The organism is Paraburkholderia sp. GAS41 (assembly GCF_050436545.1).
Lineage (GTDB): Bacteria > Pseudomonadota > Gammaproteobacteria > Burkholderiales > Burkholderiaceae > Paraburkholderia.
In genome coordinates, this window is sequence record NZ_JBNDMK010000011.1 from 69,031 (window position 1) to 84,911 (window position 15,881).

At 63.3% G+C, this 15,881-nt stretch carries 17 protein-coding genes; 9 read left to right on the forward strand and 8 right to left on the reverse strand.

Annotated elements, in window-relative coordinates; all coding sequences use genetic code 11:
* Nucleotides 1–251: 251 nt before the first annotated feature.
* The 5 genes from lpxK to P3T43_RS16945 all read left to right on the forward strand — a co-directional run bounded on the left by lpxK (nucleotide 252) and on the right by P3T43_RS16945 (nucleotide 4,245).
* A complete protein-coding gene (gene lpxK, locus P3T43_RS16925; protein WP_429282186.1) occupies nucleotides 252–1,268 on the forward strand; it encodes a tetraacyldisaccharide 4'-kinase in 1,017 nt (338 codons plus the stop codon).
* Entirely contained in the window at nucleotides 1,249–1,470 is a 222-nt protein-coding gene (locus P3T43_RS16930; protein ID WP_429282187.1) for a Trm112 family protein, read from the forward strand. Before lpxK ends, P3T43_RS16930 begins: the two co-directional genes overlap by 20 nt.
* Before the next feature lie 16 nt (nucleotides 1,471–1,486).
* Entirely contained in the window at nucleotides 1,487–2,296 is an 810-nt protein-coding gene (gene kdsB, locus P3T43_RS16935) for a 3-deoxy-manno-octulosonate cytidylyltransferase (RefSeq protein WP_429282188.1), read from the forward strand.
* 231 nt (nucleotides 2,297–2,527) lie between these two features.
* Nucleotides 2,528–3,193, forward strand: a complete 666-nt coding sequence (gene adk, locus P3T43_RS16940) for an adenylate kinase (protein ID WP_429282189.1) — start codon at nucleotides 2,528–2,530, stop codon at nucleotides 3,191–3,193.
* A 293-nt stretch (nucleotides 3,194–3,486) separates the two neighbouring features.
* Nucleotides 3,487–4,245 (forward strand): 3-hydroxyacyl-CoA dehydrogenase, encoded by a 759-nt coding sequence (locus tag P3T43_RS16945; RefSeq protein WP_429282190.1) that lies wholly within the window; start codon nucleotides 3,487–3,489, stop codon nucleotides 4,243–4,245.
* A gap of 119 nt (nucleotides 4,246–4,364) precedes the next feature.
* Here P3T43_RS16945 and P3T43_RS16950 read toward each other — a convergent pair whose 3' ends face one another.
* Nucleotides 4,365–5,216, reverse strand: coding sequence for a SirB1 family protein (locus P3T43_RS16950; protein ID WP_429282191.1), 852 nt, complete (start codon nucleotides 5,214–5,216; stop codon nucleotides 4,365–4,367).
* Nucleotides 5,213–6,763, reverse strand: coding sequence for a murein biosynthesis integral membrane protein MurJ (murJ, locus tag P3T43_RS16955; protein WP_429282192.1), 1,551 nt, complete (start codon nucleotides 6,761–6,763; stop codon nucleotides 5,213–5,215). Before murJ ends, P3T43_RS16950 begins: the two co-directional genes overlap by 4 nt.
* Nucleotides 6,764–7,165: 402 nt before the next feature.
* On the opposite strand from murJ, the gene rpsT reads away from it, so the two are divergent.
* A complete protein-coding gene (gene rpsT / locus P3T43_RS16960) occupies nucleotides 7,166–7,444 on the forward strand; it encodes a 30S ribosomal protein S20 (RefSeq protein ID WP_429282193.1) in 279 nt (92 codons plus the stop codon).
* Nucleotides 7,445–7,689: 245 nt separating this feature from the next.
* Here the strand turns inward: rpsT and P3T43_RS16965 are convergent, their stop codons facing one another.
* Nucleotides 7,690–8,034, reverse strand: coding sequence for a DUF3579 domain-containing protein (locus P3T43_RS16965; protein ID WP_429282194.1), 345 nt, complete (start codon nucleotides 8,032–8,034; stop codon nucleotides 7,690–7,692).
* 430 nt (nucleotides 8,035–8,464) lie between these two features.
* On the opposite strand from P3T43_RS16965, the gene argF reads away from it, so the two are divergent.
* Entirely contained in the window at nucleotides 8,465–9,394 is a 930-nt protein-coding gene (gene argF, locus P3T43_RS16970) for an ornithine carbamoyltransferase (protein ID WP_429282195.1), read from the forward strand.
* Between the two features lie 151 nt (nucleotides 9,395–9,545).
* Here argF and murB read toward each other — a convergent pair whose 3' ends face one another.
* Nucleotides 9,546–10,589, reverse strand: a complete 1,044-nt coding sequence (gene murB, locus P3T43_RS16975) for a UDP-N-acetylmuramate dehydrogenase (protein WP_429282196.1) — start codon at nucleotides 10,587–10,589, stop codon at nucleotides 9,546–9,548.
* A 165-nt stretch (nucleotides 10,590–10,754) separates the two neighbouring features.
* Here murB and P3T43_RS16980 point away from each other — a divergent pair, with 165 nt between their 5' ends.
* Nucleotides 10,755–11,240 (forward strand): YajQ family cyclic di-GMP-binding protein, encoded by a 486-nt coding sequence (locus tag P3T43_RS16980; RefSeq protein WP_074300623.1) that lies wholly within the window; start codon nucleotides 10,755–10,757, stop codon nucleotides 11,238–11,240.
* Between the two features lie 223 nt (nucleotides 11,241–11,463).
* Here the strand turns inward: P3T43_RS16980 and plsY are convergent, their stop codons facing one another.
* The gene (gene plsY / locus P3T43_RS16985; protein ID WP_429282197.1) at nucleotides 11,464–12,099 is read right to left on the reverse strand and encodes a glycerol-3-phosphate 1-O-acyltransferase PlsY; all 636 of its coding nucleotides are present in this window, start codon (nucleotides 12,097–12,099) and stop codon (nucleotides 11,464–11,466) included.
* A 129-nt stretch (nucleotides 12,100–12,228) separates the two neighbouring features.
* Entirely contained in the window at nucleotides 12,229–12,720 is a 492-nt protein-coding gene (locus tag P3T43_RS16990; protein ID WP_429282198.1) for an aminoacyl-tRNA deacylase, read from the reverse strand.
* Between the two features lie 131 nt (nucleotides 12,721–12,851).
* Here P3T43_RS16990 and P3T43_RS16995 point away from each other — a divergent pair, with 131 nt between their 5' ends.
* Nucleotides 12,852–14,420, forward strand: a complete 1,569-nt coding sequence (locus tag P3T43_RS16995; RefSeq protein ID WP_429282199.1) for a class I adenylate-forming enzyme family protein — start codon at nucleotides 12,852–12,854, stop codon at nucleotides 14,418–14,420.
* A gap of 3 nt (nucleotides 14,421–14,423) precedes the next feature.
* Here P3T43_RS16995 and xerD read toward each other — a convergent pair whose 3' ends face one another.
* Entirely contained in the window at nucleotides 14,424–15,377 is a 954-nt protein-coding gene (xerD, locus tag P3T43_RS17000; protein WP_429282200.1) for a site-specific tyrosine recombinase XerD, read from the reverse strand.
* On the reverse strand, nucleotides 15,374–15,844 hold the full coding sequence (locus P3T43_RS17005; protein WP_429282201.1) for a methylated-DNA--[protein]-cysteine S-methyltransferase: 471 nt from the start codon (nucleotides 15,842–15,844) through the stop codon (nucleotides 15,374–15,376). The genes xerD and P3T43_RS17005 overlap by 4 nt, the downstream gene beginning before the upstream one ends.
* Between the last annotated feature and the right edge of the window lie 37 nt (nucleotides 15,845–15,881).

A 15,881-nucleotide genomic window follows, 5' to 3' on the forward strand; every position in this document is an offset into this window, starting at 1 on the left:
GGCTGCAGAGACCTCAGGCGTGCCGGCCGGGCGCCTGGGTGCAACCCTGGCGACTTGCCCCGGACGACACCGGCAGGCTAGAGTGCCGGGTTTAAGGGGCATCATGAGTTGCGCGCGGCTGTTGCTGCTCCGCTGTTGAAGCAGCCGCCCTGTTCTGTTGGTTTCGCGTGGAGAAACGCGTTGGTCCTTACCCCTTGTATCGCGTCATCTGAACAGCTGTTGGCGTCGCGACGTGCGCGAGCGTTGAGCGCATGAGCGACATCAAATACCAGATCGAAGCCCGCCTCGCGCGCGAGTGGCAGCAGCGCGGCCCGCTTGCCTGGACGCTGCTGCCGTTCGCCGGCGTGTTCGCTCTCATCGCCGCGGCGCGGCGCGCCGCCTTTGCGCTCGGCTGGCTCAAGCGGGTGAGAGTCGGCGTGCCGGTGGTGGTGGTGGGCAATGTGACGGTCGGCGGCACCGGCAAGACGCCCACGGTAATCGCGCTCGTCGAAGCGTTACGCGGCGCCGGCTTTCATCCCGGCGTCGTATCGCGTGGCTACGGTGCGCGCGTGCGCCGGCCGACCGCGATCACGCCCGCCTCGGCACCGCAGGACGGCGGCGACGAGCCCCTGCTGATCGCCCGTCGCACCGGCGCGCCGGTCTGGGTTTGCCCGGATCGCGTGGCGGCCGCGCAGGCGCTGTGCGCCGCGCATCGCGAGGTCGACGTGATCGTCAGCGACGACGGTTTGCAGCATTACCGCCTCGCCCGCGACGCCGAAATCGTGGTGTTCGACCATCGGCTCGGCGGCAACGGTTTCCCGCTACCGGCGGGCCCGTTGCGCGAGCCGCTGGCGCGCCGCCGCGACGCGACGCTGGTCAATAGCCCCTACGAACGCACGCTGCCGCCCTGGCCAAACACCTTCGCGCTCGCCCTCACACCCGGCGACGCCTGGCACCTCGGCAATCCGGCGTTGCGCCGCCCACTCGCCCAGTTCGGCGGCGACCGCGTGCTGGCAGCCGCCGGCATCGGCGCGCCGGAGCGCTTTTTCGCGACGCTGCGCGCGGCCGGCCTGACGCCCGCCACCCGCGCGCTGCCGGATCACTATGCGTTCAGCAGCAATCCATTCGTCGATGTCGACGCCGACGCGATCCTGATCACCGAAAAGGATGCGGTAAAATTAGGGTCCTGGCACGATGCGCGCATCTGGGTGGTTCCAGTTGAAGCTGCGCTCGATCATCGCCTCATTGCATTAGTTGTGGAGAAACTCCGTGGACGCTCGCCTGCTTGAAATTCTCGTCTGCCCGATCTGCAAGGGCCCGCTCAGCTACGATCGTCCGGCGCAGGAGCTCATCTGTCACGCAGACAAGCTGGCGTATCCGATCCGCGACGGCATCCCCGTCATGCTGGTGGACGAAGCCCGTCAAACGGTCGAAGGCACGCCGGTCGAGCCGCTGAATCCCGGCGCCGGCCAGCCGGCCTCCGGCGTGTGACGCCGCGACCCGTCCGATGAGCCACGCCACCGCTGCGGCTACCCCGCCCTTTATCGCCGTCGTTCCGGCACGACTCGCCTCGACCCGCCTGCCCAACAAGCCGCTCGCCGACATCGGCGGCAAACCGATGGTCGTACGCGTCGCCGAACGCGCGCTTGCCTCCGGCGCGCAGCACGTGCTGATTGCATCGGATGCGCAGTCGGTGCTCGACGTCGCCCGCGAACACGGTATCGAAGCCATGCTCACGCGTGCCGATCATCCGTCCGGTACCGACCGCCTCGCGGAAGTGGCGGCGCATTTCGGCTGGAGCGACGACACCATCGTGGTCAACGTGCAGGGCGACGAGCCGCTGATCGATCCGGCGCTGGTGTGCGGCGTTGCGTCGCACCTCGCCGCGAGTCACGGCTGCGCGATCGCCACCGCCGCTCATCCGATTACCGACCCCGCCGAGATTTTCAACCCGAACGTCGTCAAGGTCGTCCTCGACGCCCGCGGCGTCGCGCTGTATTTCTCCCGCGCGCCGATTCCCTGGGCTCGCGACGCCTATCAGCCGCACTGGCCGGAGATCGCCTCGATGCCCGCGCCGCCGGCTCCGGCAACGGTCTACCGGCATATCGGACTGTACGCATACCGTGCAAAGTTTCTGCGCTCCTACTCGAGTCTCACGCTCTCGCCGATCGAACAGGTCGAGGCACTCGAGCAGTTGCGCGCCATGTGGCACGGCGAGCGGATTGCAGTACTCGTCACTGACGAAGCGCCGCTGCCGGGCGTCGACACGCCCGCCGATCTCGCCCGCGTAAGGTCGTTATTCGGTCCGTCAGCATAAAAACCCATGGCATAATCAAACGACTGTGCGCACCATCTGCAATGATCGTTCGTCAGGGTTTGCCCGGTCGTCCCGCTATCCCCCTTGCAGCGCCGTCGTCTGAGACGTGCCGCGTGAGGCGTATTGCGGTCGGTTCGATGCGGTCTCCCTGAATCTAACGCGCAGATAAGCTCGCAAATGAGCTTCAGGCGTCGCGCCGCGAAAGAATTCACATAGATCTGGAGATATCACATGCGTTTGATCCTGTTGGGTGCTCCCGGAGCGGGCAAGGGCACTCAGGCGACCTTCATCAAAGAGAAGTTCGGCATTCCCCAAATTTCCACTGGCGACATGCTGCGTGCGGCCGTCAAGGCTGGCTCGCCGCTCGGCGTCGAAGCAAAGCGTTTCATGGATGCCGGCGAGCTGGTTCCCGACCAGTTGATCATCAACCTCGTCAAGGAGCGCCTGCAGGACTGCGATTGCGAGAACGGTTATCTGTTCGACGGCTTCCCGCGCACGCTGCCGCAAGCGGAAGCCATGAAGCAGGCCGGCGTCGCAATCGACTACGTGCTGGAAATCGACGTGCCGTTCGACGAGATCATCGTGCGTATGAGCGGCCGCCGCGTCCACGCCGCATCGGGCCGCACGTATCACATCAAGTTCAATCCGCCGAAGGTCGAGAATGTCGACGACGTCACGGGTGAACCGCTGATCCAGCGCGACGACGACAAGGAAGAAACCGTCAAGAAGCGCCTCGACGTCTACGTGGCACAAACCAAGCCGCTGATCGAGTACTACACGACGTGGGCGAAGAACGGCGATGCATCGAGCAGCCTGAAGGCGCCGCAGTATCGCGCTATTTCCGGCCTCGGCAGTGTCGACGAAATCCGCTCACGCGCATTCGATGCGCTGAAATAAGCGACGTGGCGTGTCTGGCTGCGGCCGCGTCGGCTGACGCTGTTGCACGTCGGTCAGATCACACGCCGCAGCAAGCGTTACTAAAGAAAACCCGTCGGAATCGGCGGGTTTTTTACGCCTGTCACCGGTCGATTTACTCAGTTATCCAAATCAAACAGCCTGCGCGGCGGACGCACCGCGCCGATCCGTGCGCCCTTCCCTTGTGCTTTCCGCGCTGCAACACAGCCGTTACAATCGATCATCGAAAAGATATTCGATCATGACGATTACCGAACTGAAGCAAAGGAGAAGACATGGAGATTCGTGACAATGTGTTCCTGATCACCGGCGGTGCATCCGGTCTCGGAGCCGCCACTGCGCGCCTGTTCGCCGCAGAAGGCGGCAGGATCGTGGTCGCCGACCTCAATCAGGACGCCGGCATAGCGCTCGCTCAGGAACTGGGCGGCGTGTTCGTCAAGTGCGATGTGAGCCGTGAAGAAGACGGTATTCAGGCCGTCGAGGCCGCCACGAAGCTCGGCACGCTACGCGGCCTGATCAATTGCGCGGGCGTGGCGCCGGCCATCAAGACCGTCGGCAAGGACGGCCCGCATCCGCTCGACTCGTTCACGCGGACGATCTCGATCAATCTGATCGGCACCTTCAACATGATCCGTCTCGCCGCTGCGGCGATGGCGAAGAACGAGCCGAATGCGCTGGGCGAGCGCGGCGTCATCATCAACACGGCGTCGGTCGCGGCCTTCGACGGGCAGATCGGCCAGGCAGCGTATGCGGCATCGAAGAGCGGCGTGGTGGGTATGACGTTGCCTATCGCGCGCGATCTGTCGCGCAACGCCATCCGCGTAATGACGATTGCACCGGGCATCTTCGAAACGCCGATGCTGCTCGGCATGCCGCAGGACGTGCAGGACGCCCTCGGTGCGATGGTGCCGTTCCCGCCGCGTCTCGGCAAGCCAGCCGAATACGCCATGCTCGCCAAGCAGATTTTCGACAATCCGATGCTCAACGGCGAAGTGATCCGTCTGGACGGCGCAATTCGGATGCAGCCGAAGTAATACGGTGGGTCGGGTGCGGTGCAACCCGCGCATCAGTAAAAACGCCTGCGGTGCGCTCGATGCGCGTCGCAGGCGTTGTGCTTTCGGGACTTGCGTAGGGGGTGAGCGGCGACTCGCCCTCAATCGCGATCGTTATGCTGCGTGCGCTGACGCAACTCGTGCAACTGCGATTCGACCACGGTTGCGTCGTCGGCATCGGGCCGGTCGCCCAGGTAGCGCTCGAGATCTTCCAGCGCCGGGCGGAGGTAATCGAGCCGCGCATACGCAAATCCGCGGTCGCGTATTTCCTCGATGTTCTCCGGCAACAGAATCACGAGGCGTTGCTGAACCGCCAGCAGGCGCTGCCAGCGTTCCGTCTGAAGATAGGTGGACTTCAGATTGCCCAGCATCCGCGCGATGATCTCGCGACGCGTAGCCGGTTGCAGCAGCATCCGCAAGGCGCGGCTGACCGATTCGCCCGCCGACGCCACATAAGGCTCGAGCATTTCGACCATCTCCGATTCGGACAGCGAGTGCCCCGTGGTCGGATCGAGCATCACGTCGCCATCGGGCGTCGTCACGCGTAGCAGAAAATGGCCAGGAAACGCGACCCCGCGCACCGGCACGCCGATCTGCTCGGCCATCTCCAGATACAGCACCGCGAGCGAAATGGGAATGCCGCGGCGCCGTTTGAGGACGGCATTCAGATGGCTGTTGTCGGGGTCGTAGTAGTCGTTGAGGTTGCTGCCAAAGCCCAACTCGCGGAAGAAAAAGCGATTGAGGATGCCGACTTTCTGCTTGATGTCGGCGTCCGCGGGCATGCGGCGCTGCAGGCGCACCACCAGTTCGTCGATCTCGGCGAGCGTGCCCTGCAGATCGAGATCCGGATAGGCATCCTGGGCAAGCGACAGCGCCGCCTCGGTGAGCGGCAGACTGTCGTCTTCTGCGACCAGCGTGCCAAAATAGTCGAGAACCCGCGTCGTCGTGATCACTTCACTCGCCTTCTGAAATACGCGTACTTGAAGCCCATCAGCCAGAGCATACCGAAATATAACGCAGCGAACAGAACGAGGCACGCAGCGAGCAAAACGATCCGCGCCAGCGGCTGGGCATGCAAGCCGATCCAGTCGAAGCTGATGGCAAACCAGTGCATCACGCCCGCGAGGACAAGGCATGCGCCGATCATCTGCACGAAGAACACCGGCCAGCCGCTCGACGGCGTGTAGATGCCGCGCCGGCGCAAACCGATGAACAGCAGCAGTGCGTTCATGCAGGCGCCGAGCCCGACGCTCAACGTCAAACCGGCATGCGCAAAAATCGGCACAAAAATAAAGTTACTCAACTGCGTGACAATCAGCACGCCGACGCCAATCTTGACCGGCGTCTTGATGTCCTGCTTCGCATAGAAACCCGGCGCGAGAATCTTGATGAGAATGAGCCCGATCAGGCCGACACCGTACGCCGCCAGCGCGCGGCCCACCATCACGACCGAGTGGGCGTCGAATTTGCCGTAGTGGAACAGCGTGGCCGTGAGCGGCTCGGCAAAGAAGAACAGCGCGATGGCACTGGGCGCGGCGAGCAGAAACGTGACCCGCAGCCCCCAGTCGAGCAGCGAGGAATACTCGTGCGTGTCGGCATCCACGTGTGCCCTGGAGAGGCTCGGCAGCAGGATCGTGCCGAGCGCGACGCCCAGCAGCGCGGTGGGGAACTCCATCAGCCGGTCGGCGTAATTGATCCACGACACGGCGCCCGGCCCGATGCGCGACGCAATGTTGGTGTTGATGATCAGGCTGATCTGCGCCACCGACACCGCGAACATGGCCGGCACCATCTTCGAGAGCACCCGCTTGACGCCGCGATGCGCGAGAGCGCGCACCGGGTTCCAGCCGATACGCGGCACCATGTCGATCTTCTTGAGGCCCGGCAACTGCACGAGAAACTGCAGCACACCACCGACGATCACCGCCCAGGCCAGTGCGTACACCGGCGTCTTCATATGCGGCGCGACGAACAGCGCCGCGACGATGAACGCCACGTTCAGCAATACCGGCGCGAACGCGGGCAGCGAAAAGTTCTTGTAAGTATTCAGCACGCCGGACGCCAGCGACGTCAGCGAGATGAACACGATGTACGGAAACATGATGCGCGTCATCGTGACGGCGAGCGGATACGCCTGGCCGTCATGCGCGAGGCCCGACGCCACCACGAAGACCACGCCGGAGGCGCCCACCACGCCGATCAGCGACAGGATGGCCAGCGCCCAGGCGAGCACGGTCGACGTGGCGTCGACGAGCGCCTTGGTCGCGTCGTGTCCCTGCTGATTCTTGAACTCGGCAAGAATGGGCACGAACGCCTGCGAAAACGCACCTTCAGCGGAAATGCGCCGCAGCAGGTTGGGAATGCGGAAGGCGACGTAAAACGCGTCGGTGAATTGGCTGGCGCCGAACGCGCGGGCGATCAGCGTTTCGCGGGCCAGTCCGGTCACGCGAGACAGCAACGTGAAGCCGCTGACCGTCAGAAGGGCTCGGAATAGATTCATGGGGCGCTTATTATACGGGTGCCGCGGGTGCGGACGATGAGCCAGGACGCGAGTCGGACCTATTTATGGCGCAGACGTTCGCTTTGCGTGACACCGGGCAGGCCTCGACGCGCGGCGCGCGCCGCCGCCCTACGCGCCGGCCCACGCATTTCCGTTTGCCACGTGCCTGTTTTTGTTGCTATAATCGCCGGTTTCGACGCTCGATCAATTTTCGGACGGCATTGGGGTGCACCTTCAGCCCCCTTTCGGTGCCTGCTGATACGAGCCTCATTTGCGTCGTTGAATCAATAATTTCGACACTTTTTGCGCTCTTGGGCAATCGCTTCCAAGGGTTCGATCTAAAGCAGCGCCCGGCCACTTGAAGGTCAGGTACTGGAAACAGGAACAGGATAAGGAACCGTCATGGCTAACACAGCACAAGCACGCAAGCGCGCCCGTCAGGCCGCGAAAGCAAACTCGCACAACTCGGCGCTGCGCTCGAAGTTCCGCACGGCAATCAAGGCTGTCCGCAAGGCGATCGACGCCGGCGACAAGGCTAAGGCCGCCGAGATCTTCACGGCATCGTCGAAGACGATCGACATCATCGCCGACAAGAAAATCGTTCACAAGAACAAGGCAGCTCGCCATAAGAGCCGCCTCGCTGCAGCCATCAAGGGTCTGCAAGCGCCTGCAGCGCAGTAAATCCGGCCAGCCCGCTTCGGTGGGCTACCTCCTGTTTCCGCTGCGTCATGAAAGCCCGCCTCGGTGGGCTTTTTTGTTTGGCCTTTGTTTGGCGCGATCGGCCCGCATGCCGATCAGGTACAAAAAAACCCGCTGCTGCGGGTTTTTGTCGTTTTGGTTCGGGGTTTTTTTAGCCTCTTCGTAGCGCTTGTTGCCCTAACCCCATCTCGCCCGATCAGATCTGCCTGCCGGCGCCGCACTCCACCCTACTTATTGGCCTTCAGCGCCTGTTGCGTGCCATGTTCCGGGGGCAATTCGCAGGCTTCGGTCACCAGCAGGTCATTGTCTTTGGCGAAGTTCATGACGAAATCAAATGCCATGGGTTCGATGTCGCGCAACCGGGAGTCGAGAATAACGCACTTGAGATCGTCGAACATCGTAGGGCGAACGTAAAGCGAGTACTGCATGTAGGCGTTCGGCCCTTTTCTCACACCCGGCCCGAACATGGACATGACCCCGGCGAGGCGCTCCGACCAGTCGCTCGGCCGAAACTTCTTTCCGTTCGAGGTAATGCCCTGAATGAAATATTCCGTTGGAACTGATTCGGCCATGTAGGGATACCTGTGTGACTGCCCAGCAAAATGCCAGCGAATGCGGCTGCCTGAACGGCTAACTGGACACGTTGTGCCCGAGACCTCGCGAACTTTTCCGCAAGGGCCGCGGCGCCGACAAAGGCCACCCCGGCAATCGTCATGACGGCGCGCCGCGAGGAAAAGCGTGCCGGGCGCGCGAGCCGTGTCCAGCAAGCGTTAAACCCACTTGCCGGGCTTTAGGGAAACCCCGCGATTATAGCTCAGTGGACCTATTTCCGCACCGCACACAGGCCCTCTCCTACACGTCGCCTGCGCGTCGACGCATGAGCACCCGGCCGTCCGGCTGGCTCGTCAAACGGGTCAAAATCCTTTATGCTGCATTGGGTTACCACAAGCGACGGCGGCGCCGTCCGGCAATTTTGCCGGGTGAGAGCGCCGCATTTGTTTCATGACCGCCAAGAAAATTCGTCATTACCTGCAGTTCAACGATTTCTCGCTGGAAGACTACGAGTACGTGCTTGAACGCGCGCGCATCCTGAAGCGCAAGTTCAAGAACTACGAGACTTACCACCCGCTGCACGACCGAACGCTCGCCATGATCTTCGAGAAGAACTCGACGCGTACGCGGCTGTCGTTCGAAGCGGGCATCTTCCAGCTCGGCGGTCACGCCGTCTTCATGAGCACGCGCGACACCCAGCTGGGGCGCGGCGAGCCGATCGAAGACGCAGCGCAAGTGATCTCGCGCATGGTGGACATCATCATGATCCGCACGTTCGGCCAGGACATTCTCAAGCGCTTTGCCGAGAATTCGCGCGTACCGGTCATCAACGGTCTGACCAACGAATATCACCCGTGCCAGGTGCTGGCTGACATCTTCACGTATTTCGAACATCGCGGTCCGATTCGCGACAAGACGGTGGCGTGGGTCGGCGACGCCAACAATATGCTCTACACGTGGATCGAGGCAGCGCAGATTCTCGGTTTCAAATTGCGCCTGTCCACACCGCCGGGCTACAAGCTCGACCATGCCATGGTGGCAGCGGAAAGCGCCCCGTTCTATCAGGAGTTCGACGATCCGAACGAGGCCTGCACCGGCGCCGATCTGGTCACCACGGACGTCTGGACCAGCATGGGTTTCGAGGCGGAGAACGAAGCACGCAAGAAGGCGTTTGCCGATTGGTGTGTGGACGCCGACATGATGGCACGCGCCAATTCAGATGCGCTCTTCATGCACTGTCTGCCGGCCCACCGCGGCGAGGAAGTCAGCGCGGAAGTGATCGACGGACCGCAAAGCGTCGTGTGGGACGAAGCGGAAAACCGTCTGCATGTGCAAAAAGCCTTGATGGAATTTCTCTTGCTCGGCAAGCTGAACCACTAAGCAAGCGCTGCGCGACGCGCGGTGGGGCCGGTTTTCGAGGCTGCCACCCGCGTGCGTGCCGCGAATTCCGGGACGATGCCGTGAAAGCAAACTGACGGCGAGTAACCCGGTGACGCGTGGCTTTGCCTGAACGAAGTCACGCGCTGTCGCCCTACAAACAGACCGGCTCCGCCTCCAGCTCGACCCCAAACCGCTCGCGCACGTCGTGCTGGATAGCGCGTGCCAGCGCGAGCACCTCAGCGCCGCTCGCTCCGCCCTGATTCACCAGCACCAGTGCCTGACGTTCATGCACAGCCGCAGCGCCCATGGCACGTCCTTTCCAGCCGCAGCGGTCGATCAGCCAGCCAGCCGCGAGTTTCACCGCCCCATCCGCTTGTGGGTAGGACACGATCTCGGGCTCGCGCTGCCGCAACGCTTCGAACTGGTCAGCACCGATCACTGGATTCTTGAAGAAACTTCCCGCATTGCCGAGTTGCGCCGGATCGGGCAATTTGGCGCGCCGCACGGCGACGACCGCATCGAATATCGCCTGCGCGCTCGGCGATGTGTCACCATGACCTTCGGCGGCCAGTTCTCGCGCGATGTCCGCATAGGTCGCCCGCGGTACCCAAGCCTTCGGCAAACGGAAGGTCACCGACGTAATCACAAAGCGGTCACGCCCTTCGCGCTTGAAGAAACTGTCGCGATAGCCGAATCGGCAAGCCGCCGCGTCGAGCTCGAGCACCTCGCCGGTGGCCAGTTCGACGGCGCGCAGCGACGCGAAGCGCTCGCACATTTCCAGGCCATAAGCGCCGATGTTCTGGATTGGCGCCGCGCCCACCGTACCCGGGATCAGCGCAAGGTTTTCGAGCCCGGGCATCTCCTGCGCGAGGGTCCAGGCCACGAAGTCGTGCCAGTTTTCGCCGGCGGCCGCTTCGACGTACCACGCCTCATCGTCTTCGCGCGCGACACGGCGGCCGTGCAGCGCCACCAGCAGGACGAGGCCGTCGAAGTCGCCGGTCAGCACGACGTTGCTGCCGCCGCCCAGCACCAGCCGGCGCAGTCCCGCCGCCCGCGGGTCGCGCACGGCGGCCAGCAGTTGCGCCTCGTGCTCGATGCGGTACAGCAGGCGCGCGCGGACATCGAAGCCGAACGTGTTGTGCTGGCGCAGGGGATAGTCGGTGAGGAAAGAACTCGAGTGGGGCTGGTGGGACATCGAAGTGTGAAACACGTCAGCAACAGGCCGAGGCAGTAATCCGCAGCAGCCTTGGGCAAATGAGAACGGCGTCGGTAAAATGACGTCAGGTTCGTGATTATAGCGAGTGCATCGTGCGCAGCCGTCCGGCGGCGCCGTGCATCGCGGCACTATTGGGAGAGAGCAATGCCATCGTTTGACGTTGTCTGTGAAGCGAACATGATCGAAGTCAAGAACGCGATCGAGCAGTCCAACAAGGAAATTTCCACCCGTTTCGACTTCAAGGGGTCGGACGCGCGCGTCGAGCACAAGGAACACGAGCTGACGCTTTACGCGGATGACGACTTCAAGCTCGGCCAGGTCAAGGACGTGATGGTGTCGAAAATGGCCAAGCGCAATGTGGACGTGCGCTTTCTCGACTACGGCAAGATCGAGAAAATCGGCGGCGACAAGGTCAAGCAGGTCGTCACCGTGAAGAAAGGCGTTTCGGGCGATCTGGCCAAGAAAATCGTCCGCCTCGTGAAAGACAGCAAGATCAAGGTGCAGGCGAGCATTCAGGGCGACGCGGTGCGCGTGAACGGCACCAAGCGCGACGACTTGCAAAGCGTCATCGCGCTGCTGCGCAAGGATGTCACGGATACGCCACTCGACTTCAACAACTTCCGCGACTAAACGGGGCAAACTCGAAGGGAACGAAGCCACAGCGCGTTCATTTCGCTCGTGCGCTGGCGTTCCTGAGCAGCGCGCTTGCGCTGGTGTTCCCGAGCACCACCTTGTGCTCGCGTCCCCAAGCCACGCGCTTGCACTGACGCGCCGGAGCAGCGCCCTTACGTCGGCGCCGCGCGGGCCCCGCGTTGGGATCTCGTCGGCGTGCCCTTACGTTGACGCGGCCGCATCAATGCCGCTTCGCGGCCGTCTGGGCTTGAGCCTTCTTCTTGTCGCCGATGCGACTTTCCTGCCCCGCCATCAGCTTGGCGATATTGCCGCGATGGCGCCAGACTAGCAGCGAACTCATCACGACGATGGCAAGTGCAATGACGTTTTCGCCGAACAGAAAGCCGTCGAAGAGCGGCGCGAACACCGCCGCCGCCAGCGCCGCCAGCGACGAATAGCGCGTAAAGAACGCGACGATCAGCCACGTCAGCAACGTGGCGATGCCGAGCACCGGGTTGATTGCCAGCAGCACGCCCGCAGCCGTCGCAACGCCCTTGCCGCCCTTGAAACGAAAGAAAACCGGATACAGGTGGCCGAGGAAAACCGCAATCGCGGCGAGCGCGATCGACGTATCGTCGAGGCCATAGTGCGGCCCGAAGTGACTGACGAGCCAGACGGCGACCCAGCCTTTGAAGGCATCGCCGATCAGCGTCAGAATCGCGGCCGTCTTGTTGCCGCTCCTCAGTACGTTGGTGGCGCCGGGATTTTTCGAGCCGTAGGAGCGCGGGTCGGCCAGACCCATCACGGAACTGACGATCACGGCAAACGACACCGAACCGATCAGATAAGCGACGACGGCAACGATCAGGTTTTGCATCTGGAGACTCTTATAAGTATCGGAAAGCGCAACAGGTGCAACAGCTGCTTGATGCACCCCACCGCACGAACGAAATGGCGAACATTCTACCGAACCCGACCGGCCCAGCCAGCCACTTTCGCTGAGGCTTCAATCCACACTCGCGCATTGGACCGGCTTCGCTTGCAATAACGTGGTCAGCACAGCCGGTGCGATGCTGACGAGAAACCCGCGCCGCCCGCCGTTCAGCCAGATCTGCTCCATTTCGAGGATACTCGACTCGACATACACCGGCATCGCTTTACGGGTGCCGAAGGGCGACGTGCCCCCGATCAGGAAGCCCGAATGGCGGTTTGCCACTTCGGGCTTGCACGGTTCGACCCGCTTCGCGCCGATCTGCCGCGCGAGGTTCTTGGTGGAGACCGTACGGTCGCCGTGCATCAGCACGATCAGCGGCTTGGCATGCTCGTCTTCCATGACGAGCGTCTTGACGACCTGATGCTCGTCGACACCGAGTTGGCGCGCCGATTCCGCAGTGCCGCCGTGCTCCACATAATCGTACGGATGTTCGCCGAACGCGACGCCGTGACGGCGCAAAAACTGGGTCGCGGGGGTTTCGGAGACGTGTCTGGATTTGCTCATCGGCGCATTGTAATAGCGTCGTCGAGCAACGGCTATTTGCCGAATGGCCAATTGTGCGCCCCTGCTTGCTGTGGCACGATCGTTCGCAAATCATCCGGCGTGCGGACCCCTCATCTTTCAAGGAGACAGCGTTGCCCCTCCACTCGCCTGTGCGTAGTGCCATCCACGTTCCTAGCCTGCTGGCCGCGCTGCCCCGGCGCATCTCCGAGATCCCGGCGCTGGCAGCGGCACGCGATCCGCAGCACGTCGCCCTGATCGAAGACACGCGCCGCCTGACCTGCGCGCAATTGCTCGAAGCCGTCGAGGCCACCGCCACGCTGCTGCGCGACTGGGGCGTGCGGGCGGGCGACCGGGTGATGATCGTGGCCGAAAACAGCATCGTGCAGGTTGTACTGCTGTTCGCCACCGCCAGGCTCGACGCGTGGGCCCTCGTGTCGAACGCGCGCCTGTCCGGTGCCGAGCTCGACGCGATCCGCGCTCACGCCAGGCCCCGCCTCGTCGCCTACGCGGTCGAAACCTCGCATGACGCGCAGCAGCATGCGCAGCGCCATGACGCGATGCCGGCGCCCGCGCCCGCGCACCTGCCCGAGATCGGCACATGGGCCTATACCTTCGACGACACCGTCACGGCAGAACCGGTCGAGGCCGCAAGTGAGCATCAATGCGCCGCGCTGATCTACACCACCGGCACCACCGGCGCGCCCAAAGGCGTGATGCTCTCGCACCGTAACCTGCTGTTCATCGCCGCACTTTCGAGCCGCCTGCGCGGCGTGGGCCCGGAAGACGTGGTGTATGCCGTCTTGCCGATGTCGCACGTCTACGGCTTCGCTTCGGTCTGTCTCGGTAGCCTGTATGCCGGAGCCACCTTGCGGCTTGCCCCGCGTTTCGCACCGGAAGCCGTGCGCCGCGCGCTGGCCGACGAAGGCGTATCGATCTTCCAGGGCGTCCCCGCGATGCATGCCAAGCTGCTCGAACATTTGCAGACGCACGGACATGCGTGGCGTGCGCCACGGCTGCGTTTTGCCTACTCGGGCGGCTCGCCGCTCGACGCCGCGCTCAAGGCCCAGGTCGAAAACGTCTATGGCCTCACGCTGCACAACGGCTATGGGATGACCGAAAGCAGCCCGACCGTCGCACAGACCCTGCTCGACGAACCACGGAGCGATTGTTCGGTTGGTCAGGTGATTCCCGGCGTCGAGGTGCGGTTCGTCACGCTCGAAGGTAGGGATGCCGCGCCGGGCGAGATCGGCGAGTTGTGGGTGCGAGGTCCAAACGTAATGCTCGGCTATTACCGCAGCCCGGAGCAGACCCGCGCGGCAGTGACCGAAAACGGCTGGCTCAAGACCGGCGATCTCGCGCGCCAGGATGTCGACGGCGCCCTGCACATCGTCGGACGCAGCAAGGAGTTGATTATCCGCTCGGGATTCAACGTGTATCCCGCGGAAGTCGAGCACGTACTGAATGCGCATCCCGACGTCGTGCAATCCGCGGTGGTCGGGCGCGCGGTCGAAGGCAACGAGGAAGTAATCGCCTTTGTCGAACTCAGGGCGGGCGCCAAGGTGAGCCCGGCGGAGTTGATCGCGTGGTGCGGCGAGCGTCTTGCCCCGTACAAGCGTCCTGCCGAGGTCAGACCGCTCGCGGCCTTGCCGGCCGCATCAACCGGCAAGATCCTCAAGCATCGGCTGCGCGATCTGGTTTGAACCTCACCCGCGCGGATGATGCGCCGCATGTAGCGACTTCAGCCGCTCACGCGCGACGTGCGTGTAGATCTGCGTCGTCGAGATATCCGTATGCCCAAGCAGCAGTTGCACCACGCGCAAATCGGCGCCGTGATTCAACAGGTGCGTTGCAAACGCGTGCCTCAGCGTATGTGGCGAGAGCGGCGCATGCACCTCGGCGGCCGCGGCATGGCGCTTGATGATGTTCCAGAACTGCTGGCGCGTCATGCCTTCGGCGCGCGTCGTCACGAACAGTGCGTCGGTTGCGCGCGCGCCCAGCAACGCAGGCCGCGCCTCGCGCAGATAGCGCTCGATCCACGCATGCGCCTCTTCGCCGAATGGAATCAGCCGCTCTTTCGAGCCCTTGCCCATCACCCGTACAACGCCTTCGTTGAGACCGACTTCCACGGTCTTCAATGTGACAAGTTCGGTGACGCGCAGGCCGCTGGCGTACATCAGTTCCAGCATCGTGCGATCGCGCAGGCCGAGCGGCGTGTCGATATCCGGCGCGCCGAGCAGCGCTTCGACCTGCGCTTCGCTCAGCGTGGCGGGAAAGCGCGCCGGCTGTTTGGCCGAGCGGATGCGCAATGTCGGGTCCACCTGCGCACGATGCTCGCGCACGGCCCAGGCGTAGTAGCGCCGGAACACAGAGAGGCGCCGGTTCGATGAAGTGGACTTGTCTTTCTGGCGCACCACGCTATACGCGGTGAGATCGGCTTCGCTGGCGGTATCGAGCGAGGCATGACGGCTTGGTGCCAGCCATTCGCAAAAGAGGCGCAGGTCGCGCCGGTACGCATCGAGCGTGTTGCGCGACAGGCCATGTTCGAGCCATAGCGCGTCGCAGAACGCATCGATCGAGGCGTTGCTCGCCATGAATAGCGGCGACGCTGCGGGCGTAGTGGATTCGTCAGCAGGATGGGCAAGGATGGCTTCGCTCATGCGTAGGGCACGCCTTCGTGCGCCAGCAGCCAGCGCTTCACGTTACGGAAAAAGTCGTCGTCCGCGTGATGCGCGAAGCCGCCCAGGCCGCTTGACGACACCACGCGATGACACGGAATCACCAGCGGAAAATAGTTCGACCCGCACGCCTGCCCGACCGCACGCGGCGCGCTGGCGACCTCCCTGGCAAGCTGCCCGTAGGTCAAGACCACCCCGGGCGGAATCTCGCAGATCGCCGCCCACACGCGCTTCTGAAATGCCGTGCCGACCGTGGCGAGCGGCAAGTCGAAAGGCGCCGATGCGCGCTCCAGATAGCGTTCGATCTGCTGCGCCGCTTGCCGCGCCAACGCCGTCTCAGGTGCGATGTTGCACACCGATTCCGGCAAATAAACGATCTCCCGCACCCTCTCGGCCTGAAGCCGGATGCCGATCCTGCCGAACGGTGCGTCGATCACTGCATTGAACATGATGTGTCTGCCCGATTTGCTTACCCAACTCGCCCAA

Coding starts and splice junctions, on each gene's coding strand:
- lpxK (WP_429282186.1), top strand. CDS start 252: ATGAGCGACATCAAATACCAGATCGAAGCCCGCCTCGCGCGCGAGTGG.
- kdsB (WP_429282188.1), top strand. CDS start 1,487: ATGAGCCACGCCACCGCTGCGGCTACCCCGCCCTTTATCGCCGTCGTT.
- adk (WP_429282189.1), top strand. CDS start 2,528: ATGCGTTTGATCCTGTTGGGTGCTCCCGGAGCGGGCAAGGGCACTCAG.
- P3T43_RS16945 (WP_429282190.1), top strand. CDS start 3,487: ATGGAGATTCGTGACAATGTGTTCCTGATCACCGGCGGTGCATCCGGT.
- murJ (WP_429282192.1), bottom strand. CDS start 6,763: ATGAATCTATTCCGAGCCCTTCTGACGGTCAGCGGCTTCACGTTGCTG.
- rpsT (WP_429282193.1), top strand. CDS start 7,166: ATGGCTAACACAGCACAAGCACGCAAGCGCGCCCGTCAGGCCGCGAAA.
- P3T43_RS16965 (WP_429282194.1), bottom strand. CDS start 8,034: ATGGCCGAATCAGTTCCAACGGAATATTTCATTCAGGGCATTACCTCG.
- argF (WP_429282195.1), top strand. CDS start 8,465: ATGACCGCCAAGAAAATTCGTCATTACCTGCAGTTCAACGATTTCTCG.
- murB (WP_429282196.1), bottom strand. CDS start 10,589: ATGTCCCACCAGCCCCACTCGAGTTCTTTCCTCACCGACTATCCCCTG.
- P3T43_RS16980 (WP_074300623.1), top strand. CDS start 10,755: ATGCCATCGTTTGACGTTGTCTGTGAAGCGAACATGATCGAAGTCAAG.
- plsY (WP_429282197.1), bottom strand. CDS start 12,099: ATGCAAAACCTGATCGTTGCCGTCGTCGCTTATCTGATCGGTTCGGTG.
- P3T43_RS16990 (WP_429282198.1), bottom strand. CDS start 12,720: ATGAGCAAATCCAGACACGTCTCCGAAACCCCCGCGACCCAGTTTTTG.
- xerD (WP_429282200.1), bottom strand. CDS start 15,377: ATGAGCGAAGCCATCCTTGCCCATCCTGCTGACGAATCCACTACGCCC.
- P3T43_RS17005 (WP_429282201.1), bottom strand. CDS start 15,844: ATGTTCAATGCAGTGATCGACGCACCGTTCGGCAGGATCGGCATCCGG.